Genomic DNA, 18310 nt, shown 5'->3' with positions numbered 1-18310 from the left:
CGTCATCAAGGCTAACGACTTCCTTGAGCTGCAACCCTTCGTGGTCTCTGCCAAGCTTGGCAATGCGTGAGCACGAAAAGAGGCAGCCACGTTCGAGGGTAATGCAGTGCTTCCGATACCAGCAGGAGCGCCAGAACTCGAGCGCCTTGTCGGCTTCCACGCACGCATCGCCCGTCCACTGATCCCAGGTGGCATGGCGACGGCCAATTACCTCAGTTTCGGGAGCGACCATCTCAACCCACGCCCGCCAAGTGTCCAATAGCTCAGGGCCATCAAGGTACTCACTGATCACAAGCCGATCCACTTGATGCAGAAGTCTTGCATCAACGCGGTCAGGACTAAGGCCATTCGTGACTAATTCGAGTTCTCGGATTCCTTCACAAGCGCTGGCGTAGCGACAGACCTCGCTTAGTGTCTCTCTTGCGAGGGTTGGCTCCCCCCCTACGATGACAAGCCGCTGAACGACCAGGCCAAGCCGAAGCAGTTGATCAAGTCCCTCGGTAATCGCGACATGTGCTACGCCTTTATGGGGAACGGGCTGTTGACGCACGAAAAAGCCACACTCGCCGCAAGCGAGTGTGCAGCGATGAGTCAATGAGACTTCAAGTTCCCGGAGAACGTTCGTATGGGGTAGTGGCTCTAACAATGTTGCTCCAAATTGGCAGTCAAAATCGAATAGCTACCAGGGGTAACTCGCCGGGGCTGATTCTCCAAGGCGCCACAGGTGACGAGACACATTCTCTCGCCACTGACACCGGAGCTTGCTGGCGAACGACGTTCGGCGTGAACATGCAAGAAACGCGGTTCTTTTTCTCTTTTCACGACCTCTAACGCCATGCGAAGCGGCCGCTTTGGAGGCGCAACTGCGCCGGAAAATCGGTCCGCTTGCGCTACTTGTTACGTTTCTCTGGGTTCACTCCCCAGCCCTCAAGGATTTCAACAACTAAATCGAGTGCTTTATTTGTGAAGTGAACTCCATAACTAAAATGGCCACAAAGTATTACTCTGTCACTATCGTAAACCACAATTTTTTCGTCACCATATTCTTTAACATCATATGGGTGCTCAACAAAAACCTGCTTAAACTCTGACCAACACTCTTTCCCGAAACAGACGATTGCCTGTGGCTTCGCATTTTCTTTTAACTGCTTTATTTTGGGGTAACGAATTTCTCTTACTAGCTCGATATAATAGCCAAGGTCATTAGCTGATATTCCAAAAAGACGTTCGTAATCGTCGCTCCATTGTTGACGGGACGCCTTTCCGAGCGGTAGCAAATTGCCGTTAAATGAGCCACTTCCCCCTCTCCATAAAATCTTATCCCTATAATCCGCTACGCTTGGTGCGCCAGTGATCTTCGTTAAAATAGTCGCAGTCTTATTCGCTACTGGCCAATCCAAGTTTTTCTGCTCATCTATTGGGACGAAAGCTTTACCATCAATCTCATTAAGATAGGTTTGCTGAAATGCCGCCCCCTCTTCTAAGCCAAAAAACCAGATAGAATTAGCCGGATCGCCCCATCCAATAAAGTTCATCGCTATTTCAAGATTATGCGAAATACTCAAGGTTTACCCCAATTAAACGTAACAGTTAGATCGACAGAAACTTCTGTTTCCCGTGATATACAGAGTCTGCATAGCGTACCGGCCTGACTTCGCCGCAAACCACAGATTCGGCAACCCCCCCCACCGCTAAGACATTGACTCCACGCCGGAAGACAAGCCCGAATTGATTCGACCTAAAGGCTGTCAGGTGACCGTTGAACTGCCCGGGACTGGTGTTATACAGAGTCCGCGCAAATCGACTTAGGCGGACTAGAAAACAACGTCGATCGGGTGAGCTGCACGTACTTCGGTGAAGCGCACTGAGGGAATGCAGCTCAGGTTGAGCCGAAAGGAGGGTATGTCCATGCAAGTCGCGGCTTGACGGATCAGTGGCAACCGCGAAGGATGGTTGACACCACCGCCCCGAATGGAGCGGGATACAAAAGTGCATCGCGGCCTGGCCCTGTGCCAATGATCGTGCGCCTCGCCTTGAAGGCCGCGCAGGGTTCCTGTGTTCCATGTCCGGTCCATCGCATGACTATCGATGAAACACTACCGGATTTTGTGACGGATTTCATGTTTCAGTTCAGTGCGGTGACGCTGCTGGTGCAATGTGCTCAGGAGGTTGGGAACGGGACATGGGCTGGAGGCTCTCGACCATCGCTGCGAAACCACTCCTACACCCCCCCAGCAAACCTCCCCACCAAAAAATCAATCAACGCCCGCACCCGCGGCGGCAACCACCGTCGATCAGCGTAAACGGCATAAACAATCAGCTCCGGCGCCTGCCAGGCATCCAGACAAGTCACCAGCCGGCCCTGCGCCAAAGCCTCGGCCACCAGGAACCGAGGCACCAGCACCAGGCCCAATCCAGCCTCGGCGCCGGCCACCAGCATCTCGCCATTATCCGAGCGCAACGAGCCTTCCACCCGCACGGCCACCTCCTCCCTCCCCTGTCGGAAGCGCCATTCATGGCTGCTGGGCTCGTTGGTGTAGACGAGGCATTCATGATCCACCAGGTCATGGGGATGGCCCGGGGCACCCCGTGCTTCCAGGTAGCCGGGGGCGGCGCACAGGACCCTGTCGGTGGTGGCCAGGGGGCGGGCCACCAGGGCGGGATCCAGGGATGAGGTGATGCGCACCGCCAGGTCGACCCCCTCCTCCACCAGGTTGACCAGATGGTCGTTGAAGGTCACATCCAGTGTGACCGCGGGATAGGCCCGCTTGAAGTCCGCCAGGGCCGGCGCCAGGTGTCGGATGCCGAAACTCACCGGGGCGCTCAGGCGCAGACGGCCGCGCACGGCGTCGGTCTCCAGGGCCAGGTCCTGCTCGGCCTCGTCCACCAGTTGCAGGATCTGCGCGGCCCGGGGATAGAAGGCGCTGCCGGCCTCGGTGAGGGAGTGGCGCCTCGTGGTGCGCTGCATGAGGCGGGTGCCCAGATGCCCTTCCAGCTTGCTCACGTAGCGGCTGGGTTGGCCGCGCGCCAGGCCCAGGCGCTCCGATGCGGCGCTGAATCCCCCGGCGTCCACCACGGTGACGAAGACGCGCAGGGCGCGGATCAGGTCGAAGTCGGGCAGGTCGATGCGTTTCATGCATCAATCTTATGCGTTACGAGGGGTTTATCAACCTGCCGCCATGAATTCCAATGACATGCACGCCCCGGTCAGGGGCAGCGAATTCTTTTGCACACGGAGGCAAGGACAATGAGCAAAATTCTGGTTTTGTATTACTCCATGTATGGCCACATCAAGACCATGGCCAATGCGGTGGCCGAGGGTGCCCGTGGGGTGGAGGGCACCACCGTGGACATCAAGCGTGTGCCTGAACTGATGAATGAGGAAGATGCGCGCAACGCCGGTGCCAAGCTGGATCAGGCAGCCCCCATCGCGCAGCCCGAGGAACTGGCGGAGTACGACGCGGTGATCTTTGGCACCCCCACCCGGTTCGGCAACATGGCCTCGCAGATGCGCAACTTCATGGACCGCACCGGTGGCCTGTGGGCCCAGGGCAAGCTGGTGGGCAAGGTGGGCAGTGTGTTCACCTCCACGGGCACCGGTGGTGGCGCCGAGACCACCATCACCTCCTTCTGGAACACCCTGGCGCACCAGGGGTTCGTGATCGTGGGGGTGCCCTACACCATCCCCGAGCTCACCGATGTGTCGGAAACCCGGGGTGGCGGCCCCTACGGCGCTGCCACCGTGGCGGGCCCCGATGGCAGCCGTCAGCCCAGCGACAAGGAGCTGACCATCGCCCGCTTCCAGGGTCAGCATGTGGCCGAGGTCACCCGGAAGATGACTGGCGGAGCGGTTTGAACTGAGGCCCTTCCCATGGCAGGGCAGCCCCACACTCAGGGGCCGCCCCGCTCTCCTTGAGGCGCGATGCTTCCTTGGGTGAATGAAGGCACAATACCTTCATGACCCAACGAATGTTCTTCGCCCTGTGGCCTGACGATGCCTTGCGGGAGGCAATCCAGGCCCGCGTGCCTGACGGGCATGGCGGGCGCCGGGTCGCCCGAGACAACCTGCACCTCACGTTGGCCTTCATTGGCGCGGCCGATACGGCCTATGCCGAGTGTCTGAGCCTGGCCGCCAGCACGGTGACAATGGAGCCATTCGAGTTCGAACTCACGGGGCTTGGGTGTTTCAGGAAGCCGGGGGTGTTGTGGCTGGGGGACGTTGTCCCCCGCGACCCTCTGGTGCGGCTGGCACAGGACCTGAACACCGCCCTGATACCCTGTGGCTTCAAGCCGGAGGCGCGGGAATACCGTCCCCATGTCACCGTGGCCCGCAAGCTGAAGGCCCCCGTGGCACGGGCCCCCATTCACCCTATCCGGTGGTCGGTGGACGGCTTCTGCCTGGTGGTATCCCAACCCGGCCCGGACGGGGTGCGCTACGAGGTGGTGCAGCGCTATCCCGTGTGATCACCATGCGCCCCCGCAGTTGCAGGCTTCATGATCGGTTGAGCGCTCCCCAGGAGACGCCAAGGGCCACCACGATATAGCCAGAGAGCACCAGGGCAACGGATTCCATCGTGGCGGAGGCATCCAGAGCAAGCCCCACCGTCACGGGCATGATGGCGGTGGCGATCATCATGGCCGAGTGGACCATGGCACGGATGGCGCCCAGGTGTGCCACGCCATAGAGCACCGGCCACAGCGCCCCCAGCAGCGTACCGGCACCACCGATGGATGCCCCCAGGCAAATCATGAACACCCACGCCCAGAGCGGATGATCCAGCCAGGCCACCACCAGCAGCCCGGCCAGCATGGGGAACAGGAACACCCGCAACATCAGCCGCGCCCCAAAGCGATCCAGTACCACACCCGAGACCAGCAGCCCCACCACATGCGCCAGGGCAAAACCGGTGAAGGTCGTGGCCAACCACTGTATGGACCATCCCTTGCCCTCACCCAGATGGGCCAGGTGAAAGATCATGGCAGTCACGATCAAGGGCGGTGCCAGCACCACCGGCAGTAGTCGGTAGAAGCGCAGGTCCCGCAACACCTCGCTGCGGGTCCATTGCCGGGGACTCACAGGCACTCCGGGGGCCTGCGTGGGATTCGCGCCTGTCGAAGTGTTCTCGCCCCGCACGCCCCGCCCATGCAACAGCCACAGCAACAACGGGATGAAGAACACCACCATCACGACCGCCGAGGCCAGCCACGTATGGCGCCAGCCGATCAGGGCGATCAAGGCCACGCCGGCGGCGGGCATCACTGCCTCGGCCAGGGGCAGGCCCTTGGAGGCGATACTCACCGCCTTGCCCCGATTGGCCGCAAAATGACGGCCCATGCTGGTAGAGGCCATGTGCATGAACAGCCCCTGCCCGAAGAGTCGCAGCAGGAAAAAACCCATTCCGATCATCACCGCAGAGGCCGCCAGGCCCATCACCACGGCCCCGGCGGCCACGCCCAGCCCCACCAGCACAGCGAATTGCTGCAGGGACATGCGGTCGATCCAGGCCCCCGCCCACACCATCAGGATCCCGCTGCCCAGTGTGGCCACGGAATACAACAGCCCGTATTGGCCGTGCGTGAGATCGAAGGCCGCCCGCAACTCGCCGCCAAACACCCCTACGTAGAAGGTCTGTCCGAATCCGGAGAGGGCGGCGGCCAGCACGCCAAAGAGCAGAAAGCGCCAATGGAGGGCAACAAAACGAAGATAGTCGGTCATATGGAGACGAAGTGTATCCGATCCGGTGGGCGCGCCCGAAGCAGACAAAGCCGACAGATGAGGCTCCCATTAACCCCATCGCCTGATGGCCCCCCTGCAGGTGAGACGATGATGGAAAAATCTGCCATGCTTTTTGAATCATGCCCTGGACAGACTCCCGGCCAGGCGCCTATCCCCTGCGGTAGTGCGACCCCCGGCCTGCCCGATGGCCAACAAGGAGACGCTCGATGACGGCCACCCCCGATGCACCCTCTCAGGAAGACGCCCCCCGGCAGGATGATCCCCCCCGGGTCCTGCCCGGCGCCCCTTATCCCCTGGGCGCCATGTTTGACGGCCAGGGCACCAACTTCTCGGTGTTCTCGGAGGTAGCCGAACGGGTGGAGTTGTGTCTGCTTGATGAGCAGGGGCAACAGACCGAATCCTTTGACCTGACGGAGATCTCGGCCCTGTGCTGGCATGGCTATGTGCCCGACATCGGCCCGGGGCAACGCTACGGGTTTCGCATTCACGGCCCCTGGGACCCGGAGCAGGGTTTGCGGTGCAACCCCCACAAGCTGTTACTGGACCCCTACGCCAAGGCGATTGCGGGGCGGGTGAAATGGAACGAGGCGGTGTTCCCCTACCGTTTCGATGACCCGGAGCACAGCTTCAACGACCAGGACAGCGCCCCTTACGTGCCCCATTCGGTGGTGGTGGATACGGGGTTTGACTGGGAGGATGACCGCCCTCCCCGCACGCCCTGGCACCGATTGGTGATCTACGAGACCCACGTCAAGGGCTTCACCATCCGTCATCCGGACGTCCCCGAGGCGGTGCGCGGCACCTATGCGGGCCTGGCCCATCCGGTCGCCATTGAGCATCTCAAGTCACTGGGCATCACGGCGGTGGAACTGATGCCGGTGCATCAGTTCATCCATTACTCACACCTGGAGGAGAAAGGCCTGCGCAATTACTGGGGCTACAGCAGCATCGGCTATCTGGCACCCCACAATGAATATGGCTCCAGCGACGATCCCAATGAACTACTCCGCGAGTTCAAGGGGATGGTCAAGGCACTGCATGCGGCGGGACTGGAGGTGATTCTGGACGTGGTCTACAACCACACCAGCGAAGGCAACCACCTGGGGCCCATGCTCAGCCTCAAGGGACTGGACAACGCCGCCTACTACCGGCTGATGCCGGACGATCCTCGTCACTACATGGACTACACGGGCACCGGCAATTCCCTGAACATGCGCCATCCCCATGTCCTGCAACTGATCATGGACTCGCTGCGTTACTGGGTGCTGGAGATGCACGTGGATGGGTTTCGCTTCGACCTGGCCTCGACCCTGGCCCGGGAGCTGCACGAGGTGGACCGGCTCTCGGCGTTCTTCGACATCATTCAGCAGGACCCCATCATCAGCCAGGTCAAGCTCATCGCCGAGCCCTGGGACATCGGCGAGGGGGGCTATCAGGTGGGCAATTTCCCGGTGCTGTGGTCGGAGTGGAATGGCCAGTACCGGGATACCGTTCGTGATTTCTGGCGCGGCAAGGACCAGACCCTGGGTGAATTCGCGTACCGGTTGACGGGCAGCCCCGACCTGTACGAGTCCTCTTCCCGGATGCCCCACGCCAGCATCAACTTCGTAACGGCCCACGATGGTTTCACCCTGCGGGACCTGGTGTCCTACAACAATAAACACAACGAGGCCAACGGCGAGGATAGCCAGGATGGCGCCGATGACAATCGCTCCTGGAACTGTGGCGAGGAAGGGCCCAGCGATGACGCGCAGATAAACGCCCTGCGCGCCCGGCAGCAGCGCAACTTCCTGACCACCCTGATGCTATCCCAGGGCGTGCCCATGCTGCTGGGTGGAGATGAACTGGGACGCACACAACAGGGCAACAACAACGTGTACTGCCAGGACAACGAACTAGCCTGGTATGACTGGTCGCAGGTGGACACATCGCTACTGGAGTTCACCCGCCGTCTGCTGCGTTTTCGGCATGACCACCCGGTGTTCCGGCGGCGAGGCTTTTTCGAGGGCCGGGCCATCCATGGGCACCATGTGGAGGACATTGCCTGGTTCACGCTCGACGGTGAGCGCATGGAAGAGGATCACTGGGGGGAGGGCTTTGCCAGTTCCCTGGGGATATTCATCAATGGTGAGTCCTTGCCCTCCCCCGGCCCGCGCGGCGAGCGCATCGTTGATGATCGATTTTTTCTGGCCTTCAACGCCCACCACGAGCCCCTGGAGTTCACCTTGCCCGAGGCCAGCTGGTGCAAGCGATGGCGGGTGGAACTGGATACGGCCGAGGGATGGGTCGATGAGGATCGGCATCACGACGCCGGGGGCACGTTCACCGTGGAGGCTCGCGCCATGATCCTGCTGAGGCGTGCCGGCGAGTAATCGCTGGCACGGTGCCCCCCCGGCCTTGGTGTTGGCCGGTGCCGACACCCTGGGTCGTCCGTTGCGGCCCAATCAACCGCGACTGGGCTCGCCGGCGTAGGGCACGTGGGCCAATTCCACCAGGTCGCGATTGAAGGTGATCAGGTCGTCCCGGTCGAGGTCTGCCAGACATGACCGGCCAGTTGCACGCGTCAGCACCTGCATCAGCTGCAGGGAGGCCCCGAGGAAGCGGACGAGTCCGGCGCTCCCTGCATCCGGATCCAGGCGCTTGCGCAGTTCCGGATCCTGAGTCGCCACGCCTGTTGGGCAGCGGTTGGTGTGGCAGATGCGGGCACCCACACAGCCCACCGCCTGAATGGCACTGTTGCCCAGTGCAATGCCATCGGCGCCCAGCGCCAGGGCCTTGACGAAGTCCGTCGGGGTGCGCAGCCCACCGGTGATGATCAGGGTGACCCGCCCGCTCGCACCGCGAAGGTCCAGATAACGTCGTGCGCGCGCCAGTGCCGGGATGGTCGGCACGCTGATGTGATCCCTGAGCAGGGCCGGCGCGGCCCCGGTGCCGCCACCGCGGCCATCGAGGATCACGTAGTCAGCGCCTGCCTCGAGCGCGAAGGCCAGGTCCTGTTCAATGTGGTTCGCGGAGAGCTTGAAGCCAACGGGAATGCCGCCGGTGCGTTCGCGGACCGAATCCGCAAAGCGTCGGAAATCGGCGGGCGTTTCCAGGTCCGGGATCACCGGCGGAGACATCGCATCCTGGCCGGCCTTGATCCCGCGCACCTTGGCGATCTCTTCCGAGATCTTGGCGCCCGGCAACAGGCCGCCGACCCCCGTCTTGGCGCCTTGACCACCCTTGAAGTGGAAGGCCTGCACCTTATCGAGTATGTCCTCGGAGTAGCCATAACGCGCCGGCCCCAGTTCGAAGAGGTAGCGCGAGTTCTCGGCCTGTTCTTCCGGCAGCATGCCGCCTTCGCCGGAGCAGATGCCGGTACCGGCTTGTTCGGCGCCTCGCGCCAGCGCGATCTTGGCCTCGCGGGAGAGCGCACCAAAGCTCATGTCCGTGACCAGCAGCGGCATCTCCAGACGCAGCGGGCGCCGGGCCTCCGGCCCAATCACCAGTGCGCTGTCCACATCCGCCTCGCCGGCAAGCGGGCGGCGGGCGAACTGTGCAGTGAGGATCTGGATGTCATCCCAGGACGGCGTGCGATCCCGCGGCACACCCATGGCCACCGTGGGCCCCATCGCCCCCACCTCCTCCAGCCCGCCGCGCGCGAGGGCATGGATGAACTCCACGTGGGGTTCCGTCTCGCTGTTGCGCGGCGCGGGAGCGGCATCGTCGCCGGCCTCGTCCGCATCATCGCTCACGCCGTCGAGTTCCTCTCCCACCGCGCTCTCCGGCACCTGGGCGTGCGTGCCATCGCAATAGGGAAGATCGCCCGACTGCTTGCACATGCACAGCCAGTTCTTGCCATCCTTGCGGGGCTTGAAGGCGATCGGCTCGATGCCGGTCCCCTGATGGGACCCATCGCAGAAGGGTTGATCGCTGGAGCGCCCGCAACGACAAAAGTAATACTCCTTGTCCTTTTCGAGCGGAACACCCGCGGGTTTTACTGCCGCTACGATTGGCTTTGTCATCTCGCCCCCCAACAGTGAACTCAGGATTTGCGCGTGGTTCCATTCCAAAACGACCTGAAGCCACAATACTCCATCATTTCAGCGGCCACTTGGCCTGCAACGGCCATATCCGCCTCCGCCAGGGGTGCGGATCACGAACACGTCGTCGGTGTTCATCTCGGCCAGGTGCGTGCCTTCACTGCAAGGCAGGTGGCCCCGCATCGAGACTATCCCATGCCCGGTTTCCGGGCTTGATCATCGCGTTGATCCAGTCGCGCAGCGAAACACCGAGCGCACCCACCGCATAGAGGTGTTCATCCGATGCAAGGAAGGTATGGAAATCGTTGTCCGAACATTCCCCGCGTCCTGCATTCCCCCGCCAGCCGAAGGGCGGCCTGTGCAATCCGCATCGCCAGGTACTGGTGTAATCCACCGCTCTGGCACGCCATACATGTCGGGCCCAGCTTACTGCAACGAACTCGCGTTACGCCAATGGCTGATGACGAACCCAGTACGTGCTGCAAAGCCGCTATAGCAGGATTACTGTTGCCAGCCCGAGGAAACTGAGGAAGCCGACAATATCAGTCACGGTGGTCAGGATCACCGCGCCGGAAAGCGCCGGGTCGATGCCCACCCGCTTCAGTCCAAGCGGTATCAATACGCCGGCCAGGGCCGCAATCAACAGGTTCAGGATCATGGCGCTGGCGATCGTGACCGAGATTCCGGTACTGCCAAACCACAGGTAGGCAACGAATGCGACTACCACGGCCCAGGCAATGCCGTTCAACGCCCCGACGGCAATCTCCTTGCCGATCAGCCAGCGGACATTCGCGTTGGCAATCTGATCGAGGGCAAGTCCGCGGATCATCAGCGTCAGGGTCTGGCTGCCGGCAATACCGCCCATGCTCGCAACAATCGGGAGCAAGACGGCGAGTGCGACGATCTGGTCGAGTACCGCTTCAAAGCGACCGATCACCGCCGCAGCCAGGAACACGGTCATCAGGTTGATACCCAGCCAGAGGCCCCGCCGTCTGGCACTGGGCATCACCGGGGCAAACAGATCCTCATCTTCGTCAAGGCCCGCCCTGTTCAACAGGACCTTGTCGGATTCTTCTCGGATGATATCGACGACATCATCGATCGTGATGCGTCCGAGCAGGTGGTCCTCCTGGTCAAGTACGGGGAGCGAGATCAAGTCGCGGCGTTCGAACAGCGCCGCGACCTCGTGTTCGCTCATGTCGGCGCGGACGACTACCGTGTCCTGGCGCATGAGTTGCCCCACGATAGCCTGGGGATCACTCGTCAACAGCCTGTCGACCCCCAACGTGGCCAGGTAATGTCCCTGTTCATCGATGACCATCAAGGTATCGGTATGCGGTGGCAACACCTGGTGCCGACGCAGCCAGCGCAACACGACTGCCACCGAAACATCCGGTCGAACGCTCAATACATCGGTACTCATCAGGCGCCCGGCCGTGTTCTGACCGAAGGTCAGCACCGCCTGTAGCCGCTGACGATGATCACCATCGAGGGTTTGCAGCAGCGCGGTATGGCGCTCGTCCGGGAGTTCTTCGATGACCTCGGCCAGATCCTCGGGCGCCATGCTCCGCGCTGCAGCCACCAGCTCGACGTCATCCATCTCTTCGATGATGCTGGCACGGGCCTCATCGCGCAGGTGGCTGAGAATCTCGCCCTCCTGCTCGGCCGGAATCACGTCCCACAACCCGCTGCGCTGATCGGGTGGAAGTGATTCCAGCAGATCAGCGACCTCTGCCGCATGCGCGGCTTCCAGGTGCTCGACAATGTCGTCGCGGCGTCCGGCGTCAAGGTGCTCGACCACTTGGGCGAGCAACTCTGCCTGGGTCGTTTCGGGTGGCTTGGTATTGGCTTGCGCCACTGTCTCGTCGATCATGATGGTGTCCACTCCGGGGGGGGGCGCTGAGAGGTGTTGTGACGCTATCCTTGGCCGGATTGAGCGCCGCTGGACTGCCCCGGCACCCCGGGCTGCAACTGCTCGAAGAGGCTGTCCACAGTGAGAGCCAGGAGTCCGATCATGACGGCCCCCTGGATGATGTAGGCGGTGTTGCCGTTGACGATGCCGGAGATGATCGGATCGCCCAGGTTACTGGCCCCTACGGTCGCGCCCAGGGCCGCAGTGGCCACATTGACGGTCACCGAGGTGCGGATACCCGCCAGGATCACCGGCGCCGCCAACGGCAGCTCCACCTGGAGCAACACCTGCCTTGGGGTCATGCCCATGCCGCGAGCCGCCTCCAGCACCTCAGCGGAAATGCCCTGGATACCCGCCAGGGTGTTGCGCACGATGGGCAGCAATCCATACAGCAGCAGGGCCACGATCAGCGGCACCGTGCCAAAACCCAGCACGGGCACCGCCAGCGCCAGCACTGCCACGGGTGGGAATGTCTGACCGATGGAGGCCAACTGCGCCACCATGGGCATGAAATCGCGCCCGGCCGCCCGCGTGACCGCCACCGCTGCCGCCACGCCCACACAGGTGGCCAGAAGCGCAGCCACCGCAACCATCAAGACATGCTCACCCAGCAAAACCCAAAAATGCTCACGGTCGTAAATCACCTGGCGAAGATCTGGCTCGAACAGGCGAAACAACGGTTCCAGGGTTGTCATGCCCACCGCTAACAGCAGCAGCGCAGTCAGCCAGATCAGTGGCACGGCAAAACGCCAGCGCGAACGCCCGTTGACCGAACCGGGACCGTTGAAGGCCGCTTCACTCATGATGTGCCTTTTGCAGCAGGGCATCCAGGGAGAGTCGTCCCACGGGGGCGTCAGCGTCATCCACCACGAGCAGATGGCGAGTTTGATGCCACAACATCAGTGACAGGGCCTGGTTCAACGTGGCCTCCCGGGACACCCACGGGGCCTCGCCAACTTTCGGCGTGATGGGCTGCATGCGCTCCCCCACCCGGACCAGGGCTGCTTCCTTGAGTCCCCGATCGTCACCGCCCAGCAAGGACGCCACGAAATCATCCGCCGGCGCCCGCAGCAGTTCGATAGGGCTGCCCTGCTGCACGATACGGCCCTCGTGCATCACCACCAGACGATCGGCCAGCGCCAGGGCCTCGTCCATGTCGTGAGTGACAAAGACGATGGTCTTGTCCAAGCGATCCTGCAGATCGCGTAACTCCACCTGCAGGGTCTGGCGGGTAATGGGGTCCAGGGCCCCGAAGGGCTCGTCCATCAGCAGAATATCCGGATCGGCCGCCAGGGCCCGTGCCACCCCCACGCGCTGAGCCTGACCGCCTGACAATTGGTGCGGGTACTTGTGGGCAAATTCCGGTGGCAACCCCAGCAATGCCATCAGCGCCTCCACCCGGTCCTGAATCCGTGAACCGGACCACTGCAGCAGGCGGGGCACCAACCCGATGTTCCGGGCTACCGTCCAGTGGGGAAACAATCCGGTACTCTGGATGGCATAGCCAATGCGACGACGCAACTGATCCTCCGGGAAATCACGGATCGGCTGACCATCCAGATGGATCTCACCCTCGCTGTGCTCAATGAGTCGGTTGATCATGCGCAAAGTGGTGGACTTGCCGCAGCCGGACGTGCCCACCAGCACACAGAATTCACCCCGCTCCACCCGCAGTGAGATGCGGTCCACCGCCGTCTCGTCGCCAAACCGGCGGGTCACGTCAAAGAGTTCGATCATGCGGCCTCCCGCCGTCGCAGTCGTTCGGCCAGGGCACCCAGCAACGCATCCGCCATCAGCGCCATGGCGATTATGGGCAGTGCCCCCAGCAACACCAGATCCATTGCCGCCTGCCCCAGCCCCTGGAAGATGAAGGTGCCCAACCCGCCGGCGCCGATAAGGGCCGCCACGGCCGTCAAGCCGATGGCCTGAACAGTGGTGATGCGGACCCCCTCCAGCATCACCGGTAAGGCCAGAGGCAGACGCACCTGGAAGAAGACCTGCAAACGGCTCATGCCCATGCCACGGGCCGATTCGATCACACCCGGGTCCACCCCTTCCAGGGCCACGTAGGTGTTGCGCACCATGGGCAGCAGACTGTAGGCCACCAGGGCCAGCCAGGCGGGTGCCCAGCCGATCCCACTCACACCCAGAGCACCCAGCCAGGGCACCTGATGACTCAGCCAAGCCAATGGCGCCAGCAGGAGCCCGAACAGTGCGAGGCTGGGAATGGTCTGCAGAAAGTTCAGCACCCCGAAGCCCAGGCGACGCAGGCCATCGAAACGACGCATGGTCAGCGCCATGCCCAGACCAATCACCAGACTGGCCCCCACCGCCGCCCCGACCAGGGCCACATGGTAGGACACGGCCTCCAGAAACTGATCGCTACGGGCCTGGTATTCCTGAACCAGTGCCAGCGGTGTAAGCCAATGGCTCAGGGCAATCCCCCAGACCACAAGGACGAACAGCAGCAGGCCCCACACCCACGCGCGCCTTAATCTCAGCCGGATCCGCAACTCCACCAGCACCAGCAACCACAGGAACAGCAACACCCAGAAACCAGGCCCGATGCCCACCCGCGCCTGGGGCAGCTCTGGATCCAGCACGGCAACGACGGCACCGGACAACCACAAGGGCATGGCCATGAGCAGCCCCACCACCACCCCAAGGCTGGCCCACAGTCTGAAGGCTGTGGGACGCCAGGCCAGCCACACCACACAGACCATGGGCAGGGCACCCACCAGGGTGACCCACCACCCCAGGGCCTCAACCGGATTCAGGGGGGTCCCCTGCACCAGCCGGTTCGGCGCCACGCTGAGGGCGTCCAGTCCCAGCCAGGCCAACAGGCCCAGGCTCATCAGGCTGACCAGGACCCGATTGGGCCTGGCATCACGGATCATGGCTGACCTACTCGCTCAGGCCTGAGAGAAAATCCGCTGCGACCCGCTGGGGAGACAGCCCCTGCACAGCCACCTGGCCGTTGAGTTGCTGCAGGGTCTCCATGTCCAGCGCTCGGAACACGGGCTCCAGCAGATCAGCAATCTCGGGAGAGGCCTCGAGAACGGCCTGCCTCACCACCGGTGCCGGCTGGTAAACAGGCTGCACACCCAGGGTATCCTCCAGCACCACCAGGTCCAGGGCCTGCAGGCCACCATCGGTCGCGTAGGTCATGGCGGCGTTGACCCCGCTGGTCTGACGGGCCGCCGCCCGCATCGTGGCGGCGGTATTGCCGCCGGACAACACCAGCAGTTGATCGGAGCGCAGTGTGAAACCATAGGCCGACTGGAAGGCAGGCAGCGCCTGCTCCGACTCAACAAACTCGGCACTGGCGGCAAATTTGAATTCCCCCCCATCATTCAGGTACCGGGACAGATCTTCCAGAGTGACAAGCCCATGGGCCCGAGACAGGTCGCCACGCACACTCATGGCCCAGGTGTTGTTGGCATCAGCCGGGGTCAGCCAGATCAATCCGTTTTCTGCGTCGCGCTCCCGCACAGTGGCGTAGGCCTGGCCGGCGTCATGCCATACGTCGCTATCGGTCATATCGAAAAAGAAGGCACCGTTGCCCGTGTACTCGGGATAGATATCGATATCCCCCGAATTCAACGCACCGCGCACGATACTCGTGCCCCCCAGTTGCAGCCGGTCACGGACCTCGATCCCCCCCGCCTCAAGCCGCTGAAGGATGATCTGTCCCAACACCGCACCCTCGGTATCAATCTTGGAGGACACCACCACCGGGTTGCCCGCTTGCGCCATGGATATGCCGCACACGGCACCCAGGGCCAGTGCAAGAAATCCTTTCATGAGACGAGACATGAGTATTCCATTGATTGTGGATCTGGCGGCAGTATAAGGGCCGCCCCGTGATCGACTCCAGCGCATGGGGTATGGCTTTTCGGTTCCAGTGCCGCAACAATCCCCTCATCAGTCGGCCGATCCATGCCGCCACGAAACGGACCTAACGGGTGGGACCCATGCCCAGGCAATCCCTCGATACGCTGCTTGAAACCCTCAACACGGAAGAACATCCGGGCCTGGTATCCCTGTTGAGCACGGTGGTGGACTGGCTCCGGCCTGATAGCGCGGAGACCGCCGAGGACGTGGTGGCGCGCATCCATCAACTACATCGAGCCCAGAAAAGCCAGGACCGGGAAGGTGGCAAACCTGCCGCCCCTCACCTGCGCGATCATGTGCAAACCTCCCTGGCGGAGGCACGTCACCTCTCCCTGTACACGGAAATTGGCCTGTTCTCGCGACGGGGATTCGTGCGGGAGCTGGGTCAGCGCTTTTATGATCGGATCAACCCGCGACCGCTCGATCCTGACAACCTGCGGGATGTGCTCTCCCAGGTCTTCCACCGGCCCGCTGATCCAGCCTGGGTGGCCCAAGTACCCGATGATGCCTGGATCCTGCTGCTGGATGCACTGGTAGACCTGGATGACACCACCGGACCGGCCCTGACACGCGCCAGGGAACAGGTGCTCTATTCGCTGGAGATGCTCGCCTTGTGGGTGGCAGCCGAGGAACTGGAGCCGGAGCTGCTGCGCCTGGACCCGGGCATCACCGAACGAAACTCCCCCTTCGTGGCCCTGGAACGGGAACTGTCGGCCTATGTACGGGATTACGCCCGGTGGCTTGAAGACCCAAACCAGGAGCCCCACAACGACGAACACGCCCGGGTGCTGATGCAACAGTGCATGGATCAGGTGGATCGCTTTCACAAGCGCGCGGTCACCCACGGCAGCAGCATGAGTCTCACCCATTTGCTGGAACGCCTGGATCAGACCCTCACCCGCATCAGTGATTTGCTGGACATCCTCAAGCGCAACGACGATACCTGCCGGCGCTGTGCGGCGGCCCGACTGTTCAGGGAAATGGTGGTGCAAAACGCTCGGCAGCGCAGCCTGGGAGCCCTGTGGCAGGACAACATCAAGCTGGTGTCGCGCAGCATCACCGAGCAATCCGGCGAGACCGGTGAGCACTACATCACCCGCGATCGACGTGAGTACCTGCAGATGCTGGGTTCCGGCGCCGGCGCCGGACTGATCATTGCCTTCATGGCACTGATCAAGATTCAACTCCTACAGATGGGCCTCTCCCCTGGCGTCGAGACCTTCTGGGCGAGCCTTAACTATGGCCTGGGTTTTGTGTTGATTCACATCCTGCACTTCACGGTGGCCACCAAGCAGCCCGCCATGACGGCTGCCCGGCTCTCGGCTGCCATTGAGGCCGGCGAGAAGGGGGCAGCAAACCAGGCGCAGATTGCCCGGCTGCTTATCCAGGTAGGTCGTTCCCAGTTCGTGGCGGTGCTGGGTAATGTGAGCCTGGCGCTGCCGGTGGCCTTGTTGGTGGGCTGGGCCTCTCTGACCTGGCTGAACCAGCCCATCATGAACGAGCAGCAGGCACACTATCACCTGCTGGAACTGCGCCCGCTGGCAGGCCTGGCCGTGTTCCATGCGGCCATCGCCGGGGTCTGGCTGTTCGTGGCGGGGCTGATCGCGGGCTATTTCGACAATCGCAGCGCCTATCTGCAACTGGGGGCCCGGCTGCGGGACAACCCCCTGCTGACCCGTGTGACGCCCATGGGATTGCGTCATCGCATTGCTGACTATCTGGACAAGAACTACGGGGCGCTGATGGGCAACTTCCTCTTTGGCGTGCTGCTTGGGGTGACCGGGTTCATCGGACTTCTGCTGGGGCTGCCCCTGGATATCCGCCATGTCGCCTTTGCCTCGGCCAACCTGGGGTACACGGTATCCGTTGAGGGCATGGAGGGCATGACCTTTTGGATGTACTTCCTGTTCGTGCTGGTGATCGGGGCAGTGAATCTGTGGGTGAGTTTCGCCTTGGCCATGTATGTGGCCCTGCGCTCCCGTGGTGTGCGCCTGGGAGATCTGCGCCAATTGATGCGTGCCTACGGGCGGGAATTACGCAAGGACCCACGCGCTCTCCTCCTGCCCCCCAGGCATACCTCGGACGATCCCCCAGCCAAGGATTGACCGGACTGGCCCCCGCTCGGGCCCACGGCGTAGAATGGCGCCCCTTTCTACCGCCAACCTCTCCAGCCAACACCTGCGGACAGTCCCATGGCCAACTCCCTGCATGAACAGCTCCTGAAAGCGGGGCTGGTGGATGAGAAAAAACTCAAGCAAGCGCGGCATGCCTCGCCAAAGAAGAAAAAGAAGGGCAAGGGCGCGGCAACGACGGAACCTGCTCAGCCCAGCGCCGCTGAGGAAGCCCGACGCCGGGAGGCAGAACGCTCCCGCGAACTGAACCGCCAGCAAAAGGAGGCCGCCGAACGCAAGGCGCTGGAAGCGCAGATCCGGCAGTTGATTGATGCGCACCGCCAGGACCGGGAAGGCGGTGAGATCCCATACAACTTCCAGCACGGCAAGACCATTCGACATCTCCATGTCACTCCGGAGCAACGGGATCGGCTGGGCAACGGGCGCATGGCCATCGTCACCCTGGAAGATGGCTACGAGGTGGTGACCCGGGAAGGCGCCGACAAGATCGCCGCACGTGACGCCACCCGGGTGGTGGTTTGCAATGACCCGGAGCCCCGGGACAAGGCGAAGGATGAGGATGACCCCTATGCCGGTTACGAGATCCCGGATGATCTGATGTGGTAACACTCCA

Annotated in this window: 14 protein-coding genes; 5 read left to right on the top strand and 9 right to left on the bottom strand. The window is 62.4% G+C overall.

Annotated features, from left to right (window positions below):
- Window positions 1-890 precede the first annotated feature (890 nt).
- Together BMY52_RS10070 and BMY52_RS10065 are read right to left on the bottom strand one after the other, a co-directional pair.
- Window positions 891-1565, bottom strand: a complete 675-nt coding sequence (locus tag BMY52_RS10070) for a hypothetical protein (protein WP_143050462.1) — start codon at window positions 1563-1565, stop codon at window positions 891-893.
- A 656-nt stretch (window positions 1566-2221) separates the two neighbouring features.
- Complete coding sequence (locus BMY52_RS10065; RefSeq protein WP_090254022.1) at window positions 2222-3136, bottom strand: LysR family transcriptional regulator; 915 nt, start codon at window positions 3134-3136, stop codon at window positions 2222-2224.
- 111 nt (window positions 3137-3247) lie between these two features.
- On the opposite strand from BMY52_RS10065, the gene wrbA reads away from it, so the two are divergent.
- Both wrbA and thpR read left to right on the top strand, forming a co-directional pair.
- Window positions 3248-3856, top strand: coding sequence for an NAD(P)H:quinone oxidoreductase (wrbA, locus tag BMY52_RS10060; RefSeq protein WP_090254019.1), 609 nt, complete (start codon window positions 3248-3250; stop codon window positions 3854-3856).
- A 101-nt stretch (window positions 3857-3957) separates the two neighbouring features.
- Window positions 3958-4464, top strand: a complete 507-nt coding sequence (gene thpR, locus BMY52_RS10055) for an RNA 2',3'-cyclic phosphodiesterase (RefSeq protein WP_090254016.1) — start codon at window positions 3958-3960, stop codon at window positions 4462-4464.
- Window positions 4465-4492: 28 nt separating this feature from the next.
- On the opposite strand, the gene BMY52_RS10050 is transcribed toward thpR, so the two are convergent.
- Window positions 4493-5716, bottom strand: coding sequence for an MFS transporter (locus BMY52_RS10050; RefSeq protein WP_090254014.1), 1224 nt, complete (start codon window positions 5714-5716; stop codon window positions 4493-4495).
- Window positions 5717-5943: 227 nt separating this feature from the next.
- On the opposite strand from BMY52_RS10050, the gene glgX reads away from it, so the two are divergent.
- On the top strand, window positions 5944-8109 hold the full coding sequence (gene glgX, locus BMY52_RS10045; protein WP_090254012.1) for a glycogen debranching protein GlgX: 2166 nt from the start codon (window positions 5944-5946) through the stop codon (window positions 8107-8109).
- A gap of 72 nt (window positions 8110-8181) precedes the next feature.
- Here the strand turns inward: glgX and BMY52_RS10040 are convergent, their stop codons facing one another.
- The 6 genes from BMY52_RS10040 to osmF form a co-directional block, all read right to left on the bottom strand.
- On the bottom strand, window positions 8182-9741 hold the full coding sequence (locus BMY52_RS10040; RefSeq protein WP_090254166.1) for a glutamate synthase-related protein: 1560 nt from the start codon (window positions 9739-9741) through the stop codon (window positions 8182-8184).
- A 508-nt stretch (window positions 9742-10249) separates the two neighbouring features.
- Window positions 10250-11632 (bottom strand): magnesium transporter, encoded by a 1383-nt coding sequence (gene mgtE, locus BMY52_RS10035; protein ID WP_090254164.1) that lies wholly within the window; start codon window positions 11630-11632, stop codon window positions 10250-10252.
- Between the two features lie 44 nt (window positions 11633-11676).
- On the bottom strand, window positions 11677-12474 hold the full coding sequence (locus BMY52_RS10030) for an ABC transporter permease (RefSeq protein ID WP_090254010.1): 798 nt from the start codon (window positions 12472-12474) through the stop codon (window positions 11677-11679).
- Entirely contained in the window at window positions 12467-13408 is a 942-nt protein-coding gene (locus BMY52_RS10025) for an ABC transporter ATP-binding protein (protein ID WP_090254008.1), read from the bottom strand. The genes BMY52_RS10030 and BMY52_RS10025 overlap by 8 nt, the downstream gene beginning before the upstream one ends.
- Window positions 13405-14568 (bottom strand): ABC transporter permease, encoded by a 1164-nt coding sequence (locus BMY52_RS10020; RefSeq protein ID WP_090254005.1) that lies wholly within the window; start codon window positions 14566-14568, stop codon window positions 13405-13407. Before BMY52_RS10020 ends, BMY52_RS10025 begins: the two co-directional genes overlap by 4 nt.
- 7 nt (window positions 14569-14575) lie before the next feature.
- A complete protein-coding gene (gene osmF, locus BMY52_RS10015; RefSeq protein WP_090254002.1) occupies window positions 14576-15487 on the bottom strand; it encodes a glycine betaine ABC transporter substrate-binding protein OsmF in 912 nt (303 codons plus the stop codon).
- Between the two features lie 158 nt (window positions 15488-15645).
- Between osmF and BMY52_RS10010 the strand changes: the two genes are divergently transcribed.
- Together BMY52_RS10010 and BMY52_RS10005 are read left to right on the top strand one after the other, a co-directional pair.
- Window positions 15646-17670: a site-specific recombinase gene (locus BMY52_RS10010; protein ID WP_090254000.1), complete on the top strand. Its 2025-nt coding sequence runs from the start codon at window positions 15646-15648 to the stop codon at window positions 17668-17670.
- A gap of 87 nt (window positions 17671-17757) precedes the next feature.
- Window positions 17758-18303: a DUF2058 domain-containing protein gene (locus BMY52_RS10005; protein ID WP_090253998.1), complete on the top strand. Its 546-nt coding sequence runs from the start codon at window positions 17758-17760 to the stop codon at window positions 18301-18303.
- Window positions 18304-18310 lie beyond the last annotated feature (7 nt).

Source organism: Ectothiorhodospira marina (assembly GCF_900109495.1).
Lineage (GTDB): Bacteria > Pseudomonadota > Gammaproteobacteria > Ectothiorhodospirales > Ectothiorhodospiraceae > Ectothiorhodospira > Ectothiorhodospira marina.
This window is presented reverse-complemented; position numbering and strand designations above follow the sequence as displayed.

What these genes read in the sequence shown, in the direction of transcription:
- BMY52_RS10065 (WP_090254022.1), bottom strand. Translation starts at nt 3,136, where the DNA reads ATGAAACGCATCGACCTGCCCGACTTCGACCTGATCCGCGCCCTGCGC.
- wrbA (WP_090254019.1), top strand. Translation starts at nt 3,248, where the DNA reads ATGAGCAAAATTCTGGTTTTGTATTACTCCATGTATGGCCACATCAAG.
- thpR (WP_090254016.1), top strand. Translation starts at nt 3,958, where the DNA reads ATGACCCAACGAATGTTCTTCGCCCTGTGGCCTGACGATGCCTTGCGG.
- BMY52_RS10050 (WP_090254014.1), bottom strand. Translation starts at nt 5,716, where the DNA reads ATGACCGACTATCTTCGTTTTGTTGCCCTCCATTGGCGCTTTCTGCTC.
- glgX (WP_090254012.1), top strand. Translation starts at nt 5,944, where the DNA reads ATGACGGCCACCCCCGATGCACCCTCTCAGGAAGACGCCCCCCGGCAG.
- BMY52_RS10040 (WP_090254166.1), bottom strand. Translation starts at nt 9,741, where the DNA reads ATGACAAAGCCAATCGTAGCGGCAGTAAAACCCGCGGGTGTTCCGCTC.
- mgtE (WP_090254164.1), bottom strand. Translation starts at nt 11,632, where the DNA reads ATGATCGACGAGACAGTGGCGCAAGCCAATACCAAGCCACCCGAAACG.
- BMY52_RS10030 (WP_090254010.1), bottom strand. Translation starts at nt 12,474, where the DNA reads ATGAGTGAAGCGGCCTTCAACGGTCCCGGTTCGGTCAACGGGCGTTCG.
- BMY52_RS10025 (WP_090254008.1), bottom strand. Translation starts at nt 13,408, where the DNA reads ATGATCGAACTCTTTGACGTGACCCGCCGGTTTGGCGACGAGACGGCG.
- BMY52_RS10020 (WP_090254005.1), bottom strand. Translation starts at nt 14,568, where the DNA reads ATGATCCGTGATGCCAGGCCCAATCGGGTCCTGGTCAGCCTGATGAGC.
- osmF (WP_090254002.1), bottom strand. Translation starts at nt 15,487, where the DNA reads ATGTCTCGTCTCATGAAAGGATTTCTTGCACTGGCCCTGGGTGCCGTG.
- BMY52_RS10010 (WP_090254000.1), top strand. Translation starts at nt 15,646, where the DNA reads ATGCCCAGGCAATCCCTCGATACGCTGCTTGAAACCCTCAACACGGAA.
- BMY52_RS10005 (WP_090253998.1), top strand. Translation starts at nt 17,758, where the DNA reads ATGGCCAACTCCCTGCATGAACAGCTCCTGAAAGCGGGGCTGGTGGAT.